Origin of the sequence: Oceanobacillus saliphilus, from assembly GCF_023522835.1 — a bacterium.
In the GTDB taxonomy this organism is placed as follows: Bacteria; Bacillota; Bacilli; order Bacillales; family Amphibacillaceae; genus Oceanobacillus; species Oceanobacillus saliphilus.
The window spans coordinates 183,282-205,534 of the sequence record NZ_JALCZU010000009.1 but is presented as its reverse complement, the minus strand read 5'-3'; the positions used below and the strand labels follow the sequence as shown (position 1 = coordinate 205,534).

Here is a 22,253-nt window from a genome sequence, read left to right as displayed (position 1 = left end):
ATAAATATAAATAGAAAAATAAGCGTGATACCTTTTTTCCAATTTTCATGGAATGGTATCACGCTTATTTTTATTTACTGGGGTTTTGTCCCAGCCTCTTTTCAATAACTCAATTTTGCACTAATAAGTAATGTTTGTTGATTTAAAAACCTCGAATTTTATGTGAACTCCGAATTAACTTAATTAATTACAATTGGATTTGATATAAGCTGTGACGCGGTATAAGTAACTTCGGCGATCGCTCTGGGGAATACACTACGCTTTTCGCGGGCGGCTGGTGAGCCAACTTGCGCTAAAGCGCTACGCTGGCTCACCGATGCCTCTCTTCCCGCAGAAGTCTCCGTGTATTCCCCAGAGCTAGGTAGAAGATTGCTGACAACTACTCCTGCGCATCCCCATAGAATAATCGAGTCTAGTGAAGATGATTACTAAATATCTTTGAAGCTTGTTATAAAAATGCTGAATTTGATCAAAGTTAACCGAAAAGCTTCGATTGTTCTGAGATTTTGTCTTTTTGAAATAACTCCTATACTAGCAGCCCGTATACACGGAGACTCCAACGGGAGGAAAGGCATCGGTGAGACACTGAAATGCGTGATTCTTGAAGGGGCTCACCAGTCGCCCGTGGAAAGCGCAGTGTATACGGGCTGCGGTTGCTTGAGAATCTATTATTCATTAAAAATGCTTTAAATTTAACATTGAAGTTACATCGCATTTTATATCAAATACGATGGTAAAAAGCCTTGGATATAGACCTAACAATTAATCCAAAGTCAATTGAAGCAGTGTATCTCCATTCTCCAATTACTACTCAGGTTATTTGTAGATTTTCCATGCGAAAGTTTAGTGAATAACATATAGAAGGGAATTTCAAGTATTCACGAAACTGCAAATCATAAAGCATCTTTCTCCAAATAAAATATCCCTCCATTAATGACGTTCATCGTTATACAAGGATTGTAACGATTGGTTATTTCGTCCATTTCCTTCTTCATTTTCGGATCATCATCATCTGTATAAAAATGCTTTAACGTACGAATTTCTTCATCCAGGATTTCCAAAGAACTTTTCGCCCAGTCATGATCCTGACTATAAACGTAATTGGAAATAACCTCTTCCATTCTAAAATAGCCACTTTTAAGCTTAATGATTGGAGAGAGGGTGAAACAAAAGTCGGAAATTGTCGTCTGAAGTTCCAATTCATTCAATGCTTCCATCATATCTGTTCTCATTCTGCCATTGACTAGTTGCAAGCCTATTGAAAATATCTCATCTTTTTTAAGTTGACCCTGGTAACTTATTTTAATATTGGTTACTAGCCATGGGTAGAGAGGGGTTTTGTTTGTAGTTTCTATTTTTTGAAACAACTTCGTAAAGCGTTCATTACGCTTCAGATTATTCATAATCTGCTGCAGTCTGGGACTTCCGAAGTGGATCCATTCACCAGGTATATCACGCTTGTCAGGATTTGTAATTAACGTTAGCTGCATGGGATCACCTTCACGTCCGATCTTTTTAATATAATGCCAGTAAAATGGTCTGTTCATTAATTCCCTGTCCATTTGTTCATTCAGCTGTATGTTGAGTATCCCATCATTATTCTGGATAATCCTGCATTTTTTTGCAGTGAAATAGCTACATAAAAATGAATTCAGATTAGTTATTGCCATAACGTCTCTCCTCCGTATCATCATGTATCGCAGAACTTTGTATGATCGATGATAGGTTATTTAATTTGATCCTGACCTCTCCTGAAGATGTAGATTCCTTATAAATCGATTCCATTTCAGTCTCAATACTTTGTATATTGAGCTCTGCAAGAATATCATCAAGATTTCCGACAACTTTTTCGAACAAGTTGATTTTTTCATAGAGTAGGGTAAGGATATGTTCCTCAATTGTATTTCGAATAACAAGATTATAAATATGAACATCCTTTTCCTGGCCATATCGGTGTATACGTCCAATTCTCTGTTCAAGCCGCATCGGATTCCATGGGAGGTCATAATTAATCAAGTGATTGCAGAATTGGAGATTTATACCTTCACCACCGGCCTCTGTGGCAATTAGTACTTGTGCATGATCTTTGAAAAGCTGTTTCATCCAATCCTTTTTCCCTCTTTTAAATCCACCCCTGAAAGGAACCGATGAAATCCCATGCTGCTTAAGAAACCATTGAAGATAAAATTGTGTTGCACGATATTCGGTAAAAACGATAATTTTTTCATCTCCAATTGATTTAATTAATTCTACAATCTTTTCGGCTTTTATATGATGGGGTAGTTGTTCAATTTTGGTTAGAAGCGGCTTAATTCCTTTATTATTCTCCACAATTTTTGCAAGCGACATGTAGCATGCTTCCCGTGATGAACAAAATTCTCTTAAATAAGTAATTTTAGAAAAAGTTGAATATCCTAATGAAGTTGTTACAAGCTGATCATAAGTATTACCAAATTCTTCATTAAAATCGAGCCAAACCGTTTTTATTTTCCGTTTTGATTGGGTAAGCTTGGTTGCTTTTCTGGTATTGCGAATCATGACCTTTTGAATTAATTGCTTTAAATATGGATCTTGTTCCAGCTTATTCCGGTCTTTGCCAAACTTTTCGACAAAGGATTCATAGCTTCCTAAATGTCCGGGTTTAAGAATGGTGATCAGATTAAATATTTCAATCAGGCGGTTCTGCACTGGTGTGGCTGTCAGCAGCAGACAATATTTCTTTTTCAATGCCCTAGCAAATTGGTAGTTTTTGGTCTTATGATTTTTCAACTTATGTGCCTCGTCAATCAGAATGAAATCATAGGCTGTATCCAAAATCTCTTCCTGATTGGGAGAACGCTTCGCAGTATCCAGTGAAGATACGATAACCGGATTGTCCTTCCAGCTGTAGTTCTTTCGATGAGCTACTGCAGGTATATAAAACTTTTCGTTCAATTCATTGACCCATTGATTGACTAATGAAGCCGGCACAAGAATTAAGGCGTTCTTAACCAACCCTCGAATCATGTATTCTTTTAAAATAAGCCCAGCTTCAATTGTCTTACCTAAACCTACTTCATCTGCCAATATCGCTCTCCCATTCATCGTTTCAATTGCCTGTTGGGCCACTTCAATCTGGTGTTCCAAAAATTTCATATGAGGGAGATATGTTAGGGCACGCAGCCCATTAAATGAAGGGGTTATTGTCGTTAGCTCAGCTTGATAGGCCATTGAAAAAAGATCCCAATTAGATAGTTGATCATTTTTCTCAATGACTGACTCGAGTTCATCTATAAAAGATGTATCTTTCTGTACATGAATAGAATCCATATGATAATTCCACTTCCCATTATTAAAATTTGGATTTTACTATAATTTTAGTATTTATTATGATATAATTCTAAAAGAAATAGACTTTCTCAAGTACTGGTTCATAGTATAACCAAATATATTATTTTCATCAGCGGATGATTACAAGGGGAGAGCTTACGAACAGTAACGCCGAAGGAGCAAGTTAAGAGCGAATCTCTCAGGCAAAAAGACTCTTGTAGGACGCAACTCTGGAGAGTGTTTACGTATGTAAACCACCCACGAAGCAAGTATCTATATTGATTGACATTTAAATCGGTACAGATATGCAACTTTCTGGTTTAAGGACAGAGATTTTCTTCAGTATGGAGGAAGTCTCTATTTTTATGTAATTTTTAATTTAAAGACAGGAGAGTGGATGGGATGAATGAATTAAAACGCACACCTTTATTTCCTGAATATGAGAAACATGGGGCAAAAACAATTGATTTTGGTGGATGGGATCTTCCAGTACAGTTTTCCGGTATCAAAAAGGAACACGAAGCAACACGTACAAAAGCAGGTCTTTTTGATGTTTCCCATATGGGGGAGATTTCTGTAAAAGGACCAAAAAGCTTGGAATTTTTACAACATTTAGTAACAAACGATGTATCAAAATTAGTGCCTTTCCGTTGTCAATACACGATTATGTGTTACGAAAATGGCGGTACGGTCGATGATCTGATTGTGTATATGTTGGAGGAAAACAATTATCTTCTCGTTGTCAATGCGGCAAATACAGAAAAGGATTATAAATGGCTGATTCAAAATAATCATTACACCGATGAAGAAGTATCGATTACTAATGTATCGGAACACTATGTACAATTGGCTTTGCAAGGTCCAAAATCGCAGGAAATTCTGCAAAAGATAACGGACACGGAACTAGGTGAAATTGGATTCTTCCGTTTCAAGGATGATGTCCGCTTCACAGATCTTAAAAGCAAGGCAATTGTTTCCCGTACTGGTTATACAGGGGAAGATGGGTTTGAGATTTATATTGATAAATCAGATGGCCCCGCACTGTGGAATTTGATACTCCATGCAGGACAAGAAAATGGCATTGAACCGATAGGGCTCGGTGCAAGAGATACACTTCGATTCGAAGCAAATCTAGCATTGTACGGACAAGAGTTATCAAAAGAAATTACTCCTGTAGAAGCCGGTCTTACATTTGCCGTTAAGGTGAATAAGGGAATAGACTTTATCGGTAAAGATATTCTAAAAGAGCAGATTGAAAATGGACCATCCAGAAAATTAGCAGGTATTGAAATGATTGATAAAGGTATTCCTCGCCATGGTTATTCCGTAATAAAGGATGGGGAAGAAATCGGATTTGTTACTTCAGGCACACAATCACCTACATTGGATAGAAATATTGGTCTTGTCTTGGTAGATTCGCAGTACGCCAGTGAAGGAACGGAATTGGAAGTACAGGTAAGGAAACGTACACTTAAAGCAGTTGTAGTAAAAACACCATTCTACAAACGTGATAAATAGGGAGGAACTAGTAATGGAATTTCGTTATTTACCTATGACAGAAACTGATAAAAAAGAAATGCTCCATTCAATCGGAGTAAAGTCTACAGACGAACTTTTTTCAGACATTCCGGACAATGTTAGGTTTAAAGGGGAATTGGACCTAAAAAATCCTGTCAACGAATATGAGTTAAAAAAAGAACTTACCGCTATGGCAAATAAAAATGCCAACTTGAAGCAATACAGTTCCTTTCTCGGTGCTGGAGTTTATGATCACTTTATACCTTCCGTCGTCGATCATGTCATCTCAAGATCTGAATTCTATACTGCATATACACCATATCAGCCAGAAATTTCTCAAGGTGAGCTGCAGGCTATTTTTGAATTCCAGACAATGATTTCCGAATTAACAGGAATGCCTGTCGCAAACTCTTCCATGTATGATGGAGGAACTTCACTCGCTGAAGCTGTGAATTTAAGTGCAGCTCAGACAAAAAAGAAAAAAGTACTTGTCTCGAAATCTGTCCATCCTGAATCACGTGCTGTAATCGAAACGTATGCAAGAGGGCAGGGTGTGGAAATCGTTGAGATTGGATTGATCGATGGCCTAACCGACCTCAAGCAGTTAGATGAGGAATTGGATGACACAATTGCTGGTGTTGTTGTTCAATATCCAAACTTTTTTGGTCAGATTGAGCCATTGCAAAAAATAGAAGAGTTAATCAAACAGCAAAAGAAGACAATGTTTATCGTATCCAGTAATCCATTGGCACTAGGGTACCTGACCCCACCTGGTGAATTTGGTGCTGATATCGTTGTCGGTGACACACAGGTATTTGGAATTCCAGCACAATTTGGAGGTCCTCATTGTGGATATTTTGCTACTACAGAGAAATTAATGCGTAAAGTGCCCGGGCGACTCGTCGGCCAAACAAAAGATGAAGATGGTGTAAGAGGTTTTGTTTTAACATTGCAAGCAAGGGAGCAGCATATTCGCCGTGATAAAGCTACTTCAAACATTTGTTCCAATCAGGCGTTAAATGCACTTGCCAGTTCTGTCGCGATGAGTTCTATTGGTAAACAAGGAATTAAAAAGATGGCAACATTAAATATGCAGAAGGCAAGATACGCAAAATCCAGAATGAAAGAAGCTAATTTAGAAGTCGTTTTTGAAAGTCCTTTCTTCAATGAATTTGTTGTAAAGCTTTCCAGTTCTGTAGATGACATCAACAACAAACTGTTTAACAAAGGAATCATCGGTGGGTATGATCTCGAACGCGATTACCCTGAGTTAAAAGGACATATGCTGGTTGCAGTGACAGAAATACGTTCAAAAGAAGAAATTGATACTTTTGTTAAGGAATTGGGGGATATCAATGGCTAATCAGGATTTTCCATTAATTTTCGAACGCAGTAAAGAGGGTAGAACCAGCTACAGTCTGCCGGAGTTGGATGTAACTGAATTCGATTTGGACGCTGAATTGGAAGATGTCTACATTCGTAAAAATGCACCAGATTTACCTGAAGTAAGTGAACTGGATATCATGCGTCATTATACGGGACTTTCCAATAGAAACTATGGTGTCGATTCCGGATTTTATCCACTTGGATCATGTACAATGAAGTACAATCCGAAGATCAACGAAGATGTGGCACGTCTAGAAGGATTCACGCATATACACCCTTATCAGGATCCGAAAACCGTACAGGGCGCAATGGAAATGCTCTATGATTTACAAACGTCCCTGAAGGAAATTACCGGTATGTATGAAGTCTCCTTGCAATCAGCTGCCGGAGCACATGGCGAATGGACTGCTTTAATGATGATTCGCGCTTTCCATGAGTCCAATGGTGATTACGAAAGAACTAAAGTTATCGTTCCTGATTCAGCACATGGTACTAATCCAGCCTCTGCAGCCGTGGCAGGATTTGAAGCAGTTACAGTAAAATCAAATGAAGCTGGCTTAGTCGACTTGGAAGATCTAAAGCGTGTCGTTGGTAGAGACACAGCTGCACTCATGCTGACAAATCCCAATACACTTGGTTTATTTGAAAAGGAAATACTTCAGATGGCTGAAATTGTTCACGGAGCAGGGGGTAAACTCTATTATGATGGGGCGAACCTGAATGCGATCATGGGATATGTCCGTCCGGGAGACATGGGGTTTGATGCTGTCCATCTTAACCTCCATAAAACATTTACAGGTCCTCATGGTGGTGGTGGACCAGGTTCAGGACCAGTTGGTGTATCCAAAGAACTTGAACCGTTTCTTCCCAAACCTGTTATCACAAAGAAAGATGATGCGTATGTATTTGATATCGACAGACCGCAATCGATTGGAAGAATAAAACCGTATTATGGTAATTTTGGAATCAATCTGCGTGCATACACGTATATTCGTACAATGGGTGCGGAAGGATTGAAAAAGGTTAGTGAATTTGCCGTATTGAATGCCAATTACATGATGCGTAAATTGGAAAAGGAATATGAATTACCATATCCACAACATTGCAAACATGAATTTGTCCTATCAGGAAGCAGACAGAAAAAATTAGGTGTACGTACACTTGATATTGCAAAACGGCTTTTAGATTTCAATTATCATCCGCCAACAATTTACTTCCCGTTAAATGTTGAAGAAGGATTGATGATTGAACCGACAGAGACTGAATCCAAAGAAACACTGGATGGTTTTATCGATACGATGCTTACAATTGCTGAAGAGGTCCGAAACAATCCGGAAATCGTTCAGGAGGCACCACATACCACAATCGTAAAACGTATGGATGAAGCAACAGCAGCAAGAAAGCCAATTCTTAGATATAACAAACAATGATTTGACATGAAGAAAAAAAGCCCAGGAGTTAACATGCCTGGGCTTAAACTTTTAATTTTTGGTTTTTATTTTACCAGTCCATTTTTTGAAGCCGCCTTTTAGCTGGTAGATATCCTGATACCCTTTTTTATGCAGTAACTGTGCCGCTCTGGCAGAACGAGAACCACCCTGGCAATATAGGTATACTGGTTTATCTTTTCGCATTTCGACAAGCCGTTGACGCATCTGGCTAACCGGAATATTTCTCGCTCCGAGAATATGTCCACGGTCAAATTCCTGAGGTTCTCTTACATCGATAAGCTGTGCTTTACGGTAACCTTCCCGGAACTGATCCTCTGTTAACACCTTTAAATAATTTCGTTGTCTATAGTAGCGGAAAACTCCAACCGCAAGTAGAACAACTAAGACAATAAATAAAAACTCCATTATAGTTCCCCCGTCTGTCCAAAAATGTACATTATCTATTATATGGCTAGTTGGGTTATTTTTCAAAGTTTTTATCCTGAATACGTATCAAGAAATAGCGAAATCAAGGATTTTGTCGAAATTTAATGGATTATGACAAAATGCAATACGTAAAAAAGGTTGTTTTTATGAAAAAATAGCAGCTTCACATTCAATAGCTTTATTTTCCTTCCAAAATCATAGGTTTTCCACTATTGACAAATCGATAAGTATTTGCTTCTTATACAATATATAGTATTTTTAATAAAAATTAATACTATATATTGTTTAATTATAATTCGATGTGGTATTGTATAACTATCGATTGTAAAATAGATAGATATATACAAAAGGAGAGATCGAATGTCGATTGTTGTAGATTCTCAAAATAAGCTGGATGTGGAGTCGTTAAACGAGGATATTAAGCTTTTCCCACCAGTACATCCTATTACAGAAGATATGAAGCTTACCCATAAGGGCGTATCACGTTTGGTAATGTTGGATCGTTACGCATTTAAAGATACGGAAAAGAAAACATTAAAAGTTGGAGACTTTGTCGTGCTTACAGTAAAAGCAGATCCTAAGTTTCCTGCAAGAGGACTTGGCTTTGTGAAAGAAATCGATTGGAACGAGGAAAAAGCCAAGGTGCTAGTTGATCCGGAATTTGTCTCCGTGCTCGACGATGAAGAGGAAGCGGAAACTGGAATCATCACACGTTCGCTTGATATTATCGAAAAGCCATTGGAAGTATATTACGAACAAATCGCAAAGCGAAATGCAACTGGTCTTTCCAGCGTGGAAGAAACAGAAGAGCAACGTAACAAGTGGTTCGACGTCTTCAATAAAGAACTTGCTGACTTGAACTTCATTCCTGCAGGACGAGTGCTGTACGGAGCAGGGGCAGATACAGATGTCACCTATTTCAATTGTTATGTAATGCCGTATATTAAAGACTCAAGGGAAGGTATTTCCGATCACCGTAAACAGGTAATGGAAATAATGTCCCGCGGTGGTGGTGTTGGTACAAACGGTTCCACATTGCGTCCTAGAAATACACTGGCTAGAGGTGTTAATGGGAAATCATCAGGTTCTGTCTCATGGCTCGATGATATTGCCAAACTGACTCACCTTGTTGAACAAGGCGGTTCAAGACGTGGTAAAATGATGTGCCTCGTCTATAAACAAACCTCGTGAATTGCTGGGAACTCTTTAGATTTCATCAATGAATGATTACCTTAGAAAAATAAGCACGTTGAGGTGGAATATGTATGAAATCATATGATGCTAAAAAACCAAAGGAATGTAAAATTTTTAAAACTGTGGAAAGCATCATATATGACTTGTTGGCTACAACGTAACTGGAAACGGTAAGCGTGAATGCAAAAAACAACAGGTGGATAAAGACAATCAGCAGCCAAGCTTCTAAATAGATAGAAGAAGGTTCAACGACCATCGAAAACACGTCAAGAAGGCGGAAGTGAGTAGAGTAGAAATCAAGTGATTTCGAAGTGCGAGGACACAGAATCATGTGTAAGATATGGTCTGAACTCTAAGGTGACTTAGAGAGTTGATGTAACGAATCAACGTAACAAACTGGCACAAATGATTATGTTAGTGGATTCTCATCCGGATATAATCGAATTTATCATTTCAAAAATGCAAAACCCTAGAATTCTCCGTTATTTGGTCGAGAATACAGAAGATGAACAAATCAAACGACTTGCTGAAGAAAAATTAAAGTTTACACCATTAACAGAAACGGAATTCGATTTATACCAAAGTGTTGTAAACTACAAAGCAATCCAAGGACTAGGCGGATTTACAGAGGCAGCAATTAGAGAAGCGGATGAAAAACTACGAACAGGCGGAACGTATTCCGTCCATAATTCTGAATTTCTGACTGGTGCGAACATTTCCGTATGTATTACAAAGGAATTTATGGAAGCAGTCGAAAATGATGAAGTCTATGAGCTTCGCTTCCCGGATGTAGAGAATTATACAGCTGAGCAGATGCAAGATTATAACGAAAAATGGCATGAAGTAGGCGATGTTCGTAAATGGGAAGAGATGGGCTACGGTGTCCGTGTCTATCGTCGGATCAAGGCAAAGGAACTATGGAATTTAATTAATGTTTGTGCGACCTATTCTGCAGAGCCAGGCATCTTCTTTATCGATAATGCAAACGATATGACCAATGCCAAAGCATATGGCGATCAAGTAGTTGCAACAAACCCGTGTGGTAAAGTCGCGTAGTTTGCCTCACGTAAAACATTGCGGGATGAAGCGGGAAGGCTGAGATGCTAATCCGAACCGAAGGCTGAAGGTAAAAATTCAGTCAGGGGCAACGCATAGGTGGTGAACCTCTTGGAGAATATAATCCACCCACGAGACCGCAACATTACACACACTTAAAATTTTATGGTATCGGGTGATAGGAATGAATCGCGGATATGCAGGGTTCTATAAAGGTTATTACTTAAGAAGCTCATATGAATACGCATATGCTAAATTTTTAGACTATCATTCAATAAGTTGGAAATATGAACTAGACATTTTTGATATCGGCTATCGAATATATAAACCAGATTTTTTTCTGTACAACAGTAAAAATAATTTGTATAAAATAGTTGAAATAAAATCAAGAAATGAAATTGAAAAGGCTAAAGCACAGAAAGCTCTAAGTGCTATTGAAAATCTCTTTGAAATTAAAACTGAACTGATTTCATACAAAGAATTGTTGAGTTTGTATATAGGACTACCTTTTTCATTGAATTCTATAATAACTGAGTGGATATCCTCTGAAAACACAACTATTAATAAATCTGCTTTTGGAGAGTTAAACGGCCATTACAACAGGACGCATACATTAGAAACCAGAAGTAGAATTGGTAAAAACACCAAAAAAATATGGGCGTCTGATAGTATAGCTAAGCAAAATATGGTTGAAGGATTAAGAAAATCTGGATTGTCTCAAAAAGGAAAAGTAAAAACTCCTAGAGAAAAGAGACAATGTACAGAGTGTGCAAAAACATTTATAGTCATGATTTCTTCTACTCAAAAATTTTGTAGTCAAACTTGTGCAGGAAATTCTGCTATCAGAAATGCAACTGTTGCATATGTAAATAAGCGAAATCAGATAAAAGAGGATATAAAAAAATATATTATCCAATGGTCAAGACAAAACAAAGAGATAGTTTTAGCTGCAACTTTCAATAAGATTAGTCCAACTTTAAGTCCTCTACTGAGAGACATTCAAGATCAATTTGGAGTTAAAGATCTTAGAGTTATCTGCAATGCAGTATTCGGTCAAGATAGAGGGCGTAAAGAGCTTTTAAAATTCATGAATCATGTGTGTAATGAAAAGATATGCTGAACTTGCAGGAAGACAACTGTAAGAACTATCGGATAAAAAGCCGGTAGGATAACAAAATTGGAACAACCACTTGCACCTTATTCAGTGTGTAACTTGGCTGCGGTAAACTTAGCTGAAATGGCTGATAAGGATACGAAAACAGTTAACTTTGAAAAACTTAAACAAACCGTTCAGACTGGTGTAAGAATGCAGGATAATGTAATCGATGCAACACCATATTTCCTGGAAGAAAACAAAAAGCAGGCACTTGGAGAACGACGTGTAGGCTTAGGTGTCATGGGTATGCACGACTTGCTAATCTACTGTGAAACCCCTTATGGAACAAATGAGGGAAATGACTTGGTAGACAAAGTATTTGAAACCATTGCAACAACTGCGTACCGAACTTCCATTGAGATTGCGAAAGAAAAAGGTAGTTTCCCATTCCTGATCGGTAACACGGAAGAAGAAACAGCAGCATTGCGTGAAGCCTTCATCCATACAGGATATATGAAGAAAATGCCTGAAGATATCCGACAAGATATCTTGAAATATGGTATTCGTAACTCACACTTACTAACGGTTGCACCAACAGGCAGTACGGGTACAATGGTTGGAGTGAGCACAGGTTTAGAACCTTATTTCTCCTTCTCCTATTTCAGAAGTGGAAGACTTGGTAAATTCATCGAAGTGAAAGCAGATATTGTGCAGGAATACTTGGATAGAAATCCTGACGCAGATCCTGAGAATCTTCCGGAATGGTTCGTTACAGCCATGGATCTGGCTCCTGAAGCACATGCAGATACACAATGTGTCATACAGCGCTGGGTCGACAGTTCCATCTCTAAAACCGTTAATGCACCAAAAGGATATACGGTAAATCAAGTAGAGAGTGTTTATCAACGGCTTTACAATGGCGGAGCAAAAGGTGGAACGGTCTATGTGGATGGAAGCCGTGACTCACAAGTTCTGACCTTGAAAGCAGAAGAAAATACGGTCGGGGAACAAACAGAGTTGTTTACAGATCAGGAAAAACCAAAAGTCGTATTAATGGATACCATTCAGGAACTAGGAAAGACAAATGTTACAATCGGTTCCGAAGTCGGAGACACCTGTCCAGTGTGCAGAGAGGGAAGTGTGGAAGATATCGGTGGTTGTAATACATGTACAAGCTGTGGAGCACAGTTGAAGTGCGGATTATAGGAGAGATGGAAAAGGACCATATGTGGCTTTGAATTAAAGTTTGATAATTTTAAATAAAGATTGATAATCCGTATTAAAGTTTGATAAAAAAACAACCTTTTCGGTATGATAGCCGTAAGAGGTTGTTTTTTATATTTCTGAAAAATACAGTTATGAATGTTACCTAAATATGGCCCGATATTTATTCGAATGGCTAGTTTACTTCAAATGAACCATTTAATTAGGAGGGGGTTTCATCGCAAAACGAAAACGTTCATCATCAATAGAGTGAAAGTTTAAGGAAGGGCTTGGACAAGGCTTTGGTAGCGATTATAAACCGTGGATTAAAATTCAAGGTGTACCATCACTAGGACGCTCTACTCGATTAAAAGGGATTACCTAGACAATATGAATTTCTTTCAGACTTGGAACGGAACTATTTTTACTTGTTGGAATACTCCGATTCAGTCATAGACATTCGCGAACAGTTTCCATTGCTACCCGTGGCTGAGACAATAGTTATAGCAGATGAATTAGGAATAAAGCATCCCACCAATCCCAAAACAGGTGAACCAGCAGAGATGACTACAGACTTTTTAGTTACTATTAATAATAATGGTCAATCTCAACATTTAACTAGGACTTTAAAATATAAAGATGAGTTAATGGATGAACGTGTACTAGAGAAATTTGAAATTGAACGTATTTATTGGGAAAGAAATGAAGTAGATTGGGGTATCGTAACGGAATTAGAAATACCAAAGACAATGGCTGCTCATAATTGCTTTTGTACGTGTGGTGAGAGAAATTCCCGAATTCTAATCGAAAGCAATTTCAGACGGAGTTAAAGAAAACTTTTACTTACTTATATAATCATGATAGAGAATGGCTTGATGCCAAATTCCCTTCAAAACGTGATACCTTGCATACACCGAAGAATCCCAATATTACTTTAAAAAATAATACTGAAAATCGTATTGAATACTATCGTTTCTTGTTATTAGATGCAATAAAGGAATGCCCTGATGTTACGAGAACACAGCTAAGGCGAAAATTCCAAAGAGTATATAAGTACCTATCTGAAAATGATAAAGAATGGTTCGATGCTAATTTACCTCAGACACGTCAGGCAACAATAATAACAAATGCAACTGACTGGAATAAGCGCGATCAAGAATATTATCAAAAGATAAAGGAAGTTTATCCCGAATTAATGGCATTAGAAAAGCCAGTTAGAATTACAGGTACATTATTTAGCAAACGATTAAATATATTCAACCTCGCAATTAAAAGTTATGTGGAAAAACTACCACAGACTAACAAGTTACTTAATGAAATTACAGAAACAGTTCAAGAGTTTCAAATTCGCCGTTGTTGCATAGTGATAGATCAAATGTTAGAAGAAGATAATGTCGTGAGATTTGAAAAATTAAGGGATACTTGTGCAATAGAAACCAAGAATTTTAAAAAAATAAACATTACTTAGAGGAATATATAAGTAAGAAGCAAAAAAAGATTTAAAATAAAGAAAAAAAAGATGTTATAACGTCCGTCCTATTTGCATTAATCTTTGTTCCGCAAACGGTCCAGTTTGTGGAGGACTTTCTCAAAGAGAAGGGAAATTTAGCTCCCTTGAAAGGTCCGGATTATATACGTTTAATTGTATTTATTTGTAGGATTTTTTAATAGGGGCTAATTTTTAGAAACTGTAGTTTAAGGTTGTTATATTTGATCTAAAAATAGGGGAGAGCGAAAAATGATTCAAATATTGTATATAGAAGACGAGATAGATATTGGTAGTTGGGTGACAAAGGAGTTAACGGAAAGAGAATATGTTGTAACTTGGCTAAAAAATGGAGAAAATGCTGAAAAATATCTTCAAAATGCAGATATAGTCATTTTGGATATCATGTTGCCCGGTTTAGACGGTTTTTCTATCGGAAAACGTATTAAAAATGAAATTGCTGATTTACCTATATTGATGCTTTCGGCGCGAACTGCAGTAGAAGATAAGATAGAAGGACTCAGTTTTGCAGACGATTATTTAACAAAACCATTTCATCCAGATGAACTGGTTGCACGAATAGAAGTGTTATTGCGAAGATTCCAAAAGAATGAAGACATACTAGAGATCAAGCATTTGAAAGTATATACAAAAGACAGGAGAGTCGTTAATAGCAACACTAATGAGGAAATTTCATTAACGGGAAAACAATATTATTTATTTCAATATTTTATTCGAAACTTAAATCAAATTCTAACTAAGGAACAGCTATATGAAGGAGTTTGGGGCGAAACATACATGGAAGGCGATAAAACTTTAATGGTACATATTCGGTACTTGCGAGAAAAACTTGAAGAGAACCCAGCAAAACCAATGATTATCGAAACCATTCGAGGAATTGGATATAGAGTGAAGGTATGAGGGAATTTTTAAGATCTTTACAAGCAAAATATATGCTCATTATTTTGATAGCCATATCTCTTATTCAAATCGGATATTTATTCATTGCAATCTTTGTAATGGGTATAGCTAAAAACATGGATAATCAAAACTTTTCAGAAGATATAACTAATCCTGATGCAATAGAAGGGAAATGGCATGAAGAGGCAAATGATTTACAGCATATCTCGGAGGAGCAAATAATTCAACACTTTGCAAAGTGGAAAAAGTCATACCCAGAAGCCTCAATGTTTTGGGTGGATGAAAATGGAGTATTGGCAGAACAAATGGATGTGAAAGAGGAACTTCCATACGATTGGACACCTTCTTTTACGGCAAAGTTTATTAAAGAGCGTTATGGAGGAGATCCCTTTACCGTTATTGCATTTATCGGAAAAGATGAAACGAACGGATTTATTGTTTTGGAGATTACTAGAAAATCTTTCCAACCGCCATTGCAAACAGTTTATGACCAATATGGAACAATTCTATTGATAGGTATGATTCTGATCATACTATTATTCATTACCGTTTCATTTTTGTTTTTTAGGAGTATTCGAAAACGATTATTGCAATTGCAAGAGGCGATGGCAATAAGGGATGTGGATGGTTTGCCAATTCAAATTGATGTAAAAAAGATGGATGAAATTGGACAACTCGAAAAAACGTTTAATGAAATGGTACTGGAGTTAAGAGAAAGTAAACAAAGAGAACAAGAGGAAGAGCAATTACGGCGGGAGTTAATCGCTAACCTTTCTCATGATTTACGCACACCATTAACCAAATTACGGGCGCAAACCTATTCATTAGGAAGAGAAACTTTAACTCAACAGGGGAAACAGGCTGTTAAAGCTTTAGAAACTTCTATTGTGGATACGGATAGACTTATAGATAATTTGATGTCCTATACCCTATTAATGGCAAGTAAGTATAAACTTGACCGAAAAGAAATTGATGTTGTTCGTTACGTACGTGAATCTTTGGCTTCATGGTATCATTTATTTGAAAAAGAAGAATTTGATATCGAAGTTGAATTACACCCATTTAAGAACAATAAATGGAAGATTGATCCGATTTGGTTGGGACGCATAATAGATAATTTATTGCAAAACGTGCTGCGCCATGCCAAGAATGGTAAATATATTGGAGTAAAAACAGAATCAACAGATGAATATGATGCGTTTGTCTTTATTGATCGGGGCAAAGGGATGAAAAATGAATCAATTGAAAGAGGAGTAGGGATTGGTTTATCTATTGTCGATATGATGGTAAAGGGCATGAAACTGGATTGGGATATTGAGTCAAGTGAAAAAGGAACAACTATTAAAATAAAAAGATATAGGTAAAGCATATCTAAAAGGTCCTTAATGCCTTTTGGATATGCTTTTTTAAACAAAATTTAAACTTTATATATACCTTATTTTAACCTTTCATCTCTATGATAGTTTTTGAGGTGAGAGAAATGGAATATGTAGTAAAAACTAAGGGTTTAACAAAGAACTTCGGAAAAGAAAAGCCAGTTACCGGATTGGATATGAAAATACCAAAAGGGGAAGTATACGGGTTTTTAGGACCAAATGGAGCTGGTAAGACAACAACGATTCGAATGTTATTAGGTTTGATGAAACCAACAACGGGAACAATTCATATTTTTCAAAAGGATTTAAGAAAAGAAAGAGTAAACATCTTAAAAAGAGTGGGTTCACTAGTGGAGAATCCATCCTATTATCCTCATTTAACCGCATATGAGAATCTAGAAGCATTGAGAAAAATTTTGGGTGTTCCGAAAAAAAAGATTTACGAAGTATTAGAAATTGTCCGCTTATCAGATGTGGCTAATAAAAAAGTAAAAGGATTCTCACTTGGGATGAAGCAACGTTTAGGAATTGCTGCATCTCTATTGAATAATCCTGAATTATTAATCTTAGATGAACCGACAAACGGGTTGGACCCTTCTGGAATTATTGAGATTCGCCAATTAATTAAACGCCTGCCTGCTGAATATGGTATGACGATTTTAATTTCAAGTCATTTATTATCAGAGATTGACCAAATGGCAACAACTGTTGGAATTGTAACGAATGGAAAGATGATTTTTCAAGATTCAATAGAAGTGATGCGTATGCTCTCTCAGCAGAAAATTTCATTAAAGGTTAACAATAGTGAGCAAGCTTGGCGCTCGTTATTAGCGAAAGGAATAAAAGCAGATTATAAGGATGATACCGTTTTATTATCTGAACATTCAAACAAAAAAATAGCAGAGGCTGTTCGTACTCTTGTTCAAGATGGATTTTCTATTTATCGAGTAGAAGAGGAAAAAAGATCACTGGAAGACATCTTTCTTCAAATGACAAGGGGTGGGAAAGAAGGATGATAAAAAAACTTTTAAGTTCAGATTTTTTAAAAATAAAGCGAAAAGGATTCTGGTTTTTAACGTTTTTAGGGCCTTTTGGCGTTGTTGCTTTGCAAATGGTGAATTATGGTGTTCGAAAGGATTATCTACTCCAGCAAAGTGACAATGATTGGGATTATTACTTATTGAATGTAAGTACGTTTACCCCACTTGCTCTTGTATTGGGAATTGTGATTTTAACTTCATTTATGGCAAGTTTAGAAAATGAAACGAATGCATGGAAGCAATTAATTTCGCTCCCGGTTTCTAAAATGAGCGTATATTTATCAAAATTCACGGTACTTGCATTTTTATTATTGATTTCTTCATTTATATTAATGTTGTTCACTCTAGCATACGGGGTTTTTCTAGATTTAGGTGAGGAAATATCATATTTTGAACTATTTAAGTTTAGTTTCTATCCGTACTTTGCAGGGTTACCTATACTAGCATTACAGCTTTGGATTGCAACTGTTAGTCAAAATCAAGGGATTCCGATTACTATAGGTATTCTTGGAGTCATTTTCACCTATTCAGCTTTTATTTTACCAGATTGGATGATTTGGAAGTGGCCGTCATTAATTAATGAATGGAATGAACCGATCATTAATGTCCTATTAGGTATCGGTGTTGGATGTTTATTGTATATCGTTGGAATGTTCGATTTCACAAGAAGGGATGTGAAGTAGATGTTATCAATTTTACAAGCAGAATGGTATAAGTTACGAAAATCAAAAATTTTATTTATTATTTTTGTAGGGCCACTGATAGGACTTTTTCTTGGATTAACTTCTAATTTATCAATTGATGTGGCGATTAATGAATGGTATTTATCACTCTTTTCTATGAATTTAACATATGCATTGCTTTTCTTGCCCCTCATCACAGGAATTTTGGCCAGTATCATTTGCAGATATGAGCATCAAGCGGGCGGCTGGAAACAACTATTAGCACTACCTGTAACAAGAGGAAAAGTATTTATAGCAAAATATGTAATATTGATGCTAATTGTACTGGCTATACAATTATTATATCTTGGTGCTGTTTATGTAGTGGGAATGATAAAAGGCATCACAGACCCTTTTCCGTTAGAGATTGTTTGGAAAAGTATTTTCGGGGGATGGGTGGCGACATTTCCATTAGTTGCTTTGCAATTGTGGATGTCTATTCTATTCAAAAGTTTTGCTGCACCATTTACTGTTAACGTTATCTTTACATTACCATCAATATTAGCAGTGAATTCAGAGCGTTTTGGGCCTTATTATCCGTGGGCGCAGCCTTTTTCAATGATGTATATCGGTGGGAATACAGATGATATATTTTTTGTTCCGTGGGATCAATTATTGACCGTTGTTGGGGGGAGTTTTGTCTTATTCTTTCTTGGAGGATATTTATACTTTCAAAGAAAGTCCGTTTAGGGATTGGCATCAATGGTCAATAAAAAAATGTTAAACAGGATATAAAACGGCTTTATTCAACTAAACGAAATCAAAAAGGGCGAAGTTACTTTTGTAGCGACGAGAATATGGGCTTTTTTTAAAGTTGTACATTTTACCTCTTGGATGATGTACGCAAAGGGTAATGTTATGAAATATATTCCTTAGTCGGGGCGCGATTGTTGAAGATTACAGCTAGAAATGATCAAACTTTTTTACAAAATATGTGCAATGTATTACAAATAAAGAACCCGTTTTGATCAAACTTTTTTTTCAAAACGGGTTCTTTTAAGTTAACGTAAGATGTGGGTTTGTGAGATGTTTTTTAATCAAACTTTATTCCAAAGCTACAACCATATCCATGTGGTCCTTTTCCTTATGGAGCAGAAATGTATAAATCTTGGCAAGCAATTATATTCGTACAGGTAGTGAACCTTTCAGATCCGGGCTTTTGTTCTGCCAACGATATCACTTGAGTTAAACTTGAATTTCCTGTATCCTCAAAGAATAGAAACAGTTTTGCCCTAGATAAAAATATTTTTGAAACGAGGAGATCCCTTATGCCTACACCAAGTATGGAAGATTATATAGAACAAATATATAACCTGATCGAATCCAAAGGGTATGCCAGAGTATCCGATATTGCCGAAGCACTTGAAGTACACCCTTCATCCGTGACGAAAATGGTTCAGAAGCTGGATAAAGATAAATACTTAAACTACGAAAAATACAGAGGGTTCGTCCTGACTGCAAAAGGAAAGAAAATTGGAGAGCGCCTCGTCTTCAGACATGAACTCCTTGAAGAGTTCCTAGAGATAATTGGGGTGGAAAAGGAAAATATATATCAAGATGTTGAAGGAATTGAACATCATCTGAGTTGGAATTCCATTGATCGCATAGGGGACCTTGTGAACTATTTCAAATCAGACAATATTCGAATAGAAGAATTAAAGAAATTAGCAGATGTAACCGAAAAATAATTTCATCCTAAAACCATACAATTATGACTAAATTGTATGGTTTTTCTATGCATCGGTTCTATTTTTTAAAATCAGTGCTTACATATAGATTAAATCGATTCGAAAGTTATAAGTCTTTTTTTTAATCACACCACGATGGACAAAATAAGCATAGGGAGCGATCCTATGAAAATTGATGCTGTATTTTCAGGTGGAGGAGTAAAAGCATTTGCTTATTTAGGTGTTCTCGAAGTATTGAATGAGCAAAACCTGGAATTAGAACGTGTAGCAGGCACATCGGCAGGAGCAATTGTAGCTTCATTGATCGCGGCAGGATTCGAACTCGATGAGATTAGAGAAATAATAAACCAACTAGATTTATCCGAATTTGTAGATCCACCTGTATTGACTAGAATATTGCCATTTTCCAAGTGGCTATTCCTTTACAGTAAGCTTGGCATCAATAAAGGAGATAAACTGGAAAACTGGCTCAACATGGTATTGGCGTCCAAGAAAATTCATACGTTTCGTGATATTCGACCAGGATATCTGAAAGTCGTTGTCAGTGACCTTTCATTAGGTAAACTTATTGTGATACCGGATGATTTGGAAAGAGTATATGACATTCAGCCAGATTACTTTCCAGTTTCTAAAGCCGTCAGAATGAGTGCTGGGTTTCCGTTCTTTTTTATGCCAAAGAAAATGCCTGGAAGGTATAAAAAGAAAAGTGTTATGATCGATGGTGGATTATTAAGTAATTTCCCATTATGGATTTTTGATAATGGTGCAAACATTAAAAAAAGACCCATACTTGGAATAAAGTTGACCGACTCGGATACAGGGGTAGGGCCAAGAGACATCAACAATGCACTCGACATGTTCCAGGCGCTTTTTACTACGATGAAGCAGGCCCATGATACAAGATATATAGCCAAGAATGATAAGCAAAATATCCTATTTGTGCCCGTCAAACCGACAGGAGCGGTAAATTTCCAAATTTCTGAAAAGGTTAAGGCAGAACTAGTAGAAAGTGGAAGAGTAAACACTGAGAAATTTTTAAGTAAGTGGAACAGATAAAAAGACCGTACTTCTTTTAGAAAGAAGCCCGGTCTTTTCCTTTTGGTTTATTTCCCTCAATTACCCTTAAATGGGATGTGCGTCTATTTCGCTTTTTCTTTTGTGGAAGCTGTTGTTTTATATTATTTGATGCATGGAAATTAACTTGGTTCGGTTGTTTATATTTGGATTTAGATTGCTTGACAGCCTGTTTGTACTTCTTCATATCATTCGAATTGGAAGGACCTCTTTTCTTCAAAACAAAAAAATAAAGTAGGGCGAATATTGCTGCTCCAAATCCAAGCATCAGGAGAATATTGGTAAGGAAGTTTACTGTATTGCCTAAAAGCTGAGAAAACAATCCGATAACTGCAAATCCAATTATCAAATATATGAAAATAGAAAATTTACCGCGTCCCATAAGATTTCCTCCTTTCATGTCTCTTCAGTTATGATGCCTCTTACTATGATATACCTCTAATGATGAGTTTTTATCCATCTTTTTTAAAAAAATTCACTTAAAAGTTTCTATTAGAATTGTTTCCAGAGTCAAAGGAAAATATTCAACAGGAAGATAATTTTCCGAATTACTCATTTTTACGTTTCATCTTATTTCTATTCTACTAAATTAATCTATTCTTAACTACTATTATTTTTTATTATAGCCTGCATAACATTCATATTTTGTAATTTGTTTCATGGTATTTGGCAATAATACGGTTGGAGGTGCATGAAATGAAAGCAGAAAAACAAGAAAATAAAGTTAGCTCAGAAGAACAGTTATCGATTTTATCGAGGTCCTTACTTACCGGATTTATCGGAGGGATATTATGGAGCAGTATAAGTAGTCTCATGTATTATTTTAATTTCAGTGAAGTGGCACCCAAATATTTTATATTAAGATCTTGGCTTGATGCTCCTTGGACAGACAGATGGCTTGGTGTCATCATTTCCATACTGCTTGCTGGTTTGCTTTCCATTGGGGCTGCTTTTATCTATTATGGTTTATTCAGAAAGATTAACTCCATGTGGATGGGGTTATTGTATGGTGTAATCTTATGGGTCATTATTTTTATTGTTATGCAGCCCATCTTTCCAAATATACCGAGTTTCAATGATTTATCATACAATACACTCATCTCTACATTGTGTCTTTATGTTCTTTATGGGACTTTTATTGGCTACTCTATATCTTATGACTATCACGATATGAAGATAAGAGAGATAAAGAAGAAAGAGGGTTAAAAAAGAGGATACAGATTAGAATAAATTATTCAATTTTCTTCATTTATGATACACTTAGACACAGAAAATAAGAGAAATTGTCAACGTTGGAGAGGGAGATG

18 protein-coding genes, 3 pseudogenes and 1 riboswitch are annotated in these 22,253 nt (G+C 36.6%); of the genes and pseudogenes, 17 read left to right on the top strand and 4 right to left on the bottom strand.

What is annotated here, in order from left to right; all coding sequences use genetic code 11:
• Window positions 1-893: 893 nt before the first annotated feature.
• Window positions 894-1,670 (bottom strand): YqhG family protein, encoded by a 777-nt coding sequence (locus MN204_RS15535; RefSeq protein ID WP_249871990.1) that lies wholly within the window; start codon window positions 1,668-1,670, stop codon window positions 894-896.
• A complete protein-coding gene (locus MN204_RS15530) occupies window positions 1,657-3,309 on the bottom strand; it encodes a DEAD/DEAH box helicase (protein ID WP_249871989.1) in 1,653 nt (550 codons plus the stop codon). The genes MN204_RS15535 and MN204_RS15530 overlap by 14 nt, the downstream gene beginning before the upstream one ends.
• Window positions 3,310-3,446: 137 nt before the next feature.
• A riboswitch (glycine riboswitch) is annotated at window positions 3,447-3,534 on the top strand.
• A 177-nt stretch (window positions 3,535-3,711) separates the two neighbouring features.
• Here MN204_RS15530 and gcvT point away from each other — a divergent pair.
• Genes gcvT through gcvPB form a run of 3 tightly spaced genes read left to right on the top strand, consistent with a single transcriptional unit; the run spans window position 3,712 to window position 7,643 of the window.
• Complete coding sequence (gcvT, locus tag MN204_RS15525) at window positions 3,712-4,827, top strand: glycine cleavage system aminomethyltransferase GcvT (protein WP_249871988.1); 1,116 nt, start codon at window positions 3,712-3,714, stop codon at window positions 4,825-4,827.
• A 13-nt stretch (window positions 4,828-4,840) separates the two neighbouring features.
• A complete protein-coding gene (gene gcvPA, locus MN204_RS15520; protein ID WP_249871987.1) occupies window positions 4,841-6,190 on the top strand; it encodes an aminomethyl-transferring glycine dehydrogenase subunit GcvPA in 1,350 nt (449 codons plus the stop codon).
• On the top strand, window positions 6,183-7,643 hold the full coding sequence (gene gcvPB / locus MN204_RS15515; RefSeq protein ID WP_249871986.1) for an aminomethyl-transferring glycine dehydrogenase subunit GcvPB: 1,461 nt from the start codon (window positions 6,183-6,185) through the stop codon (window positions 7,641-7,643). The genes gcvPA and gcvPB overlap by 8 nt, the downstream gene beginning before the upstream one ends.
• 51 nt (window positions 7,644-7,694) lie before the next feature.
• Here gcvPB and MN204_RS15510 read toward each other — a convergent pair whose 3' ends face one another.
• On the bottom strand, window positions 7,695-8,069 hold the full coding sequence (locus MN204_RS15510) for a rhodanese-like domain-containing protein (RefSeq protein ID WP_249871985.1): 375 nt from the start codon (window positions 8,067-8,069) through the stop codon (window positions 7,695-7,697).
• Between the two features lie 381 nt (window positions 8,070-8,450).
• On the opposite strand from MN204_RS15510, the pseudogene MN204_RS15505 reads away from it, so the two are divergent.
• The 13 genes and pseudogenes from MN204_RS15505 to MN204_RS15445 form a co-directional block, all read left to right on the top strand.
• A pseudogene (locus tag MN204_RS15505) lies at window positions 8,451-9,263 on the top strand (ribonucleotide reductase barrel domain-containing protein); the annotation flags it as partial.
• 420 nt (window positions 9,264-9,683) lie between these two features.
• Window positions 9,684-10,331: pseudogene (locus tag MN204_RS15500) on the top strand (ribonucleotide reductase barrel domain-containing protein); the annotation flags it as partial.
• 193 nt (window positions 10,332-10,524) lie between these two features.
• Window positions 10,525-11,460: a PDDEXK family nuclease gene (locus MN204_RS15495; RefSeq protein WP_249871984.1), complete on the top strand. Its 936-nt coding sequence runs from the start codon at window positions 10,525-10,527 to the stop codon at window positions 11,458-11,460.
• Between the two features lie 60 nt (window positions 11,461-11,520).
• Window positions 11,521-12,642 (top strand): annotated as a pseudogene (locus MN204_RS15490) (ribonucleotide reductase barrel domain-containing protein); the annotation flags it as partial.
• Between the two features lie 404 nt (window positions 12,643-13,046).
• On the top strand, window positions 13,047-13,469 hold the full coding sequence (locus tag MN204_RS15485) for a TnsA endonuclease N-terminal domain-containing protein (protein ID WP_249871982.1): 423 nt from the start codon (window positions 13,047-13,049) through the stop codon (window positions 13,467-13,469).
• Window positions 13,470-13,543: 74 nt separating this feature from the next.
• Entirely contained in the window at window positions 13,544-14,107 is a 564-nt protein-coding gene (locus MN204_RS15480; protein ID WP_249871981.1) for a TnsD family Tn7-like transposition protein, read from the top strand.
• Between the two features lie 270 nt (window positions 14,108-14,377).
• Complete coding sequence (locus tag MN204_RS15475) at window positions 14,378-15,046, top strand: response regulator transcription factor (RefSeq protein WP_249871980.1); 669 nt, start codon at window positions 14,378-14,380, stop codon at window positions 15,044-15,046.
• Window positions 15,043-16,410 carry a sensor histidine kinase gene (locus tag MN204_RS15470; protein WP_249871979.1) on the top strand — a complete coding sequence of 456 codons (1,368 nt, stop codon included), beginning with the start codon at window positions 15,043-15,045 and terminating at the stop codon, window positions 16,408-16,410. The genes MN204_RS15475 and MN204_RS15470 overlap by 4 nt, the downstream gene beginning before the upstream one ends.
• Before the next feature lie 116 nt (window positions 16,411-16,526).
• On the top strand, window positions 16,527-17,438 hold the full coding sequence (locus MN204_RS15465; RefSeq protein WP_249871978.1) for an ABC transporter ATP-binding protein: 912 nt from the start codon (window positions 16,527-16,529) through the stop codon (window positions 17,436-17,438).
• On the top strand, window positions 17,435-18,145 hold the full coding sequence (locus MN204_RS15460; protein WP_249871977.1) for an ABC transporter permease: 711 nt from the start codon (window positions 17,435-17,437) through the stop codon (window positions 18,143-18,145). Before MN204_RS15465 ends, MN204_RS15460 begins: the two co-directional genes overlap by 4 nt.
• On the top strand, window positions 18,146-18,874 hold the full coding sequence (locus MN204_RS15455) for an ABC transporter permease (protein WP_249871976.1): 729 nt from the start codon (window positions 18,146-18,148) through the stop codon (window positions 18,872-18,874).
• A gap of 578 nt (window positions 18,875-19,452) precedes the next feature.
• A complete protein-coding gene (gene mntR / locus MN204_RS15450; RefSeq protein WP_249871975.1) occupies window positions 19,453-19,872 on the top strand; it encodes a transcriptional regulator MntR in 420 nt (139 codons plus the stop codon).
• 165 nt (window positions 19,873-20,037) lie between these two features.
• Window positions 20,038-20,928: a patatin-like phospholipase family protein gene (locus tag MN204_RS15445; RefSeq protein ID WP_249871974.1), complete on the top strand. Its 891-nt coding sequence runs from the start codon at window positions 20,038-20,040 to the stop codon at window positions 20,926-20,928.
• Window positions 20,929-20,944: 16 nt separating this feature from the next.
• On the opposite strand, the gene MN204_RS15440 is transcribed toward MN204_RS15445, so the two are convergent.
• Complete coding sequence (locus tag MN204_RS15440) at window positions 20,945-21,328, bottom strand: SA1362 family protein (protein ID WP_249871973.1); 384 nt, start codon at window positions 21,326-21,328, stop codon at window positions 20,945-20,947.
• Window positions 21,329-21,642: 314 nt separating this feature from the next.
• Between MN204_RS15440 and MN204_RS15435 the strand changes: the two genes are divergently transcribed.
• A complete protein-coding gene (locus tag MN204_RS15435) occupies window positions 21,643-22,152 on the top strand; it encodes a YqhR family membrane protein (protein ID WP_249871972.1) in 510 nt (169 codons plus the stop codon).
• Window positions 22,153-22,253: the final 101 nt, after the last annotated feature.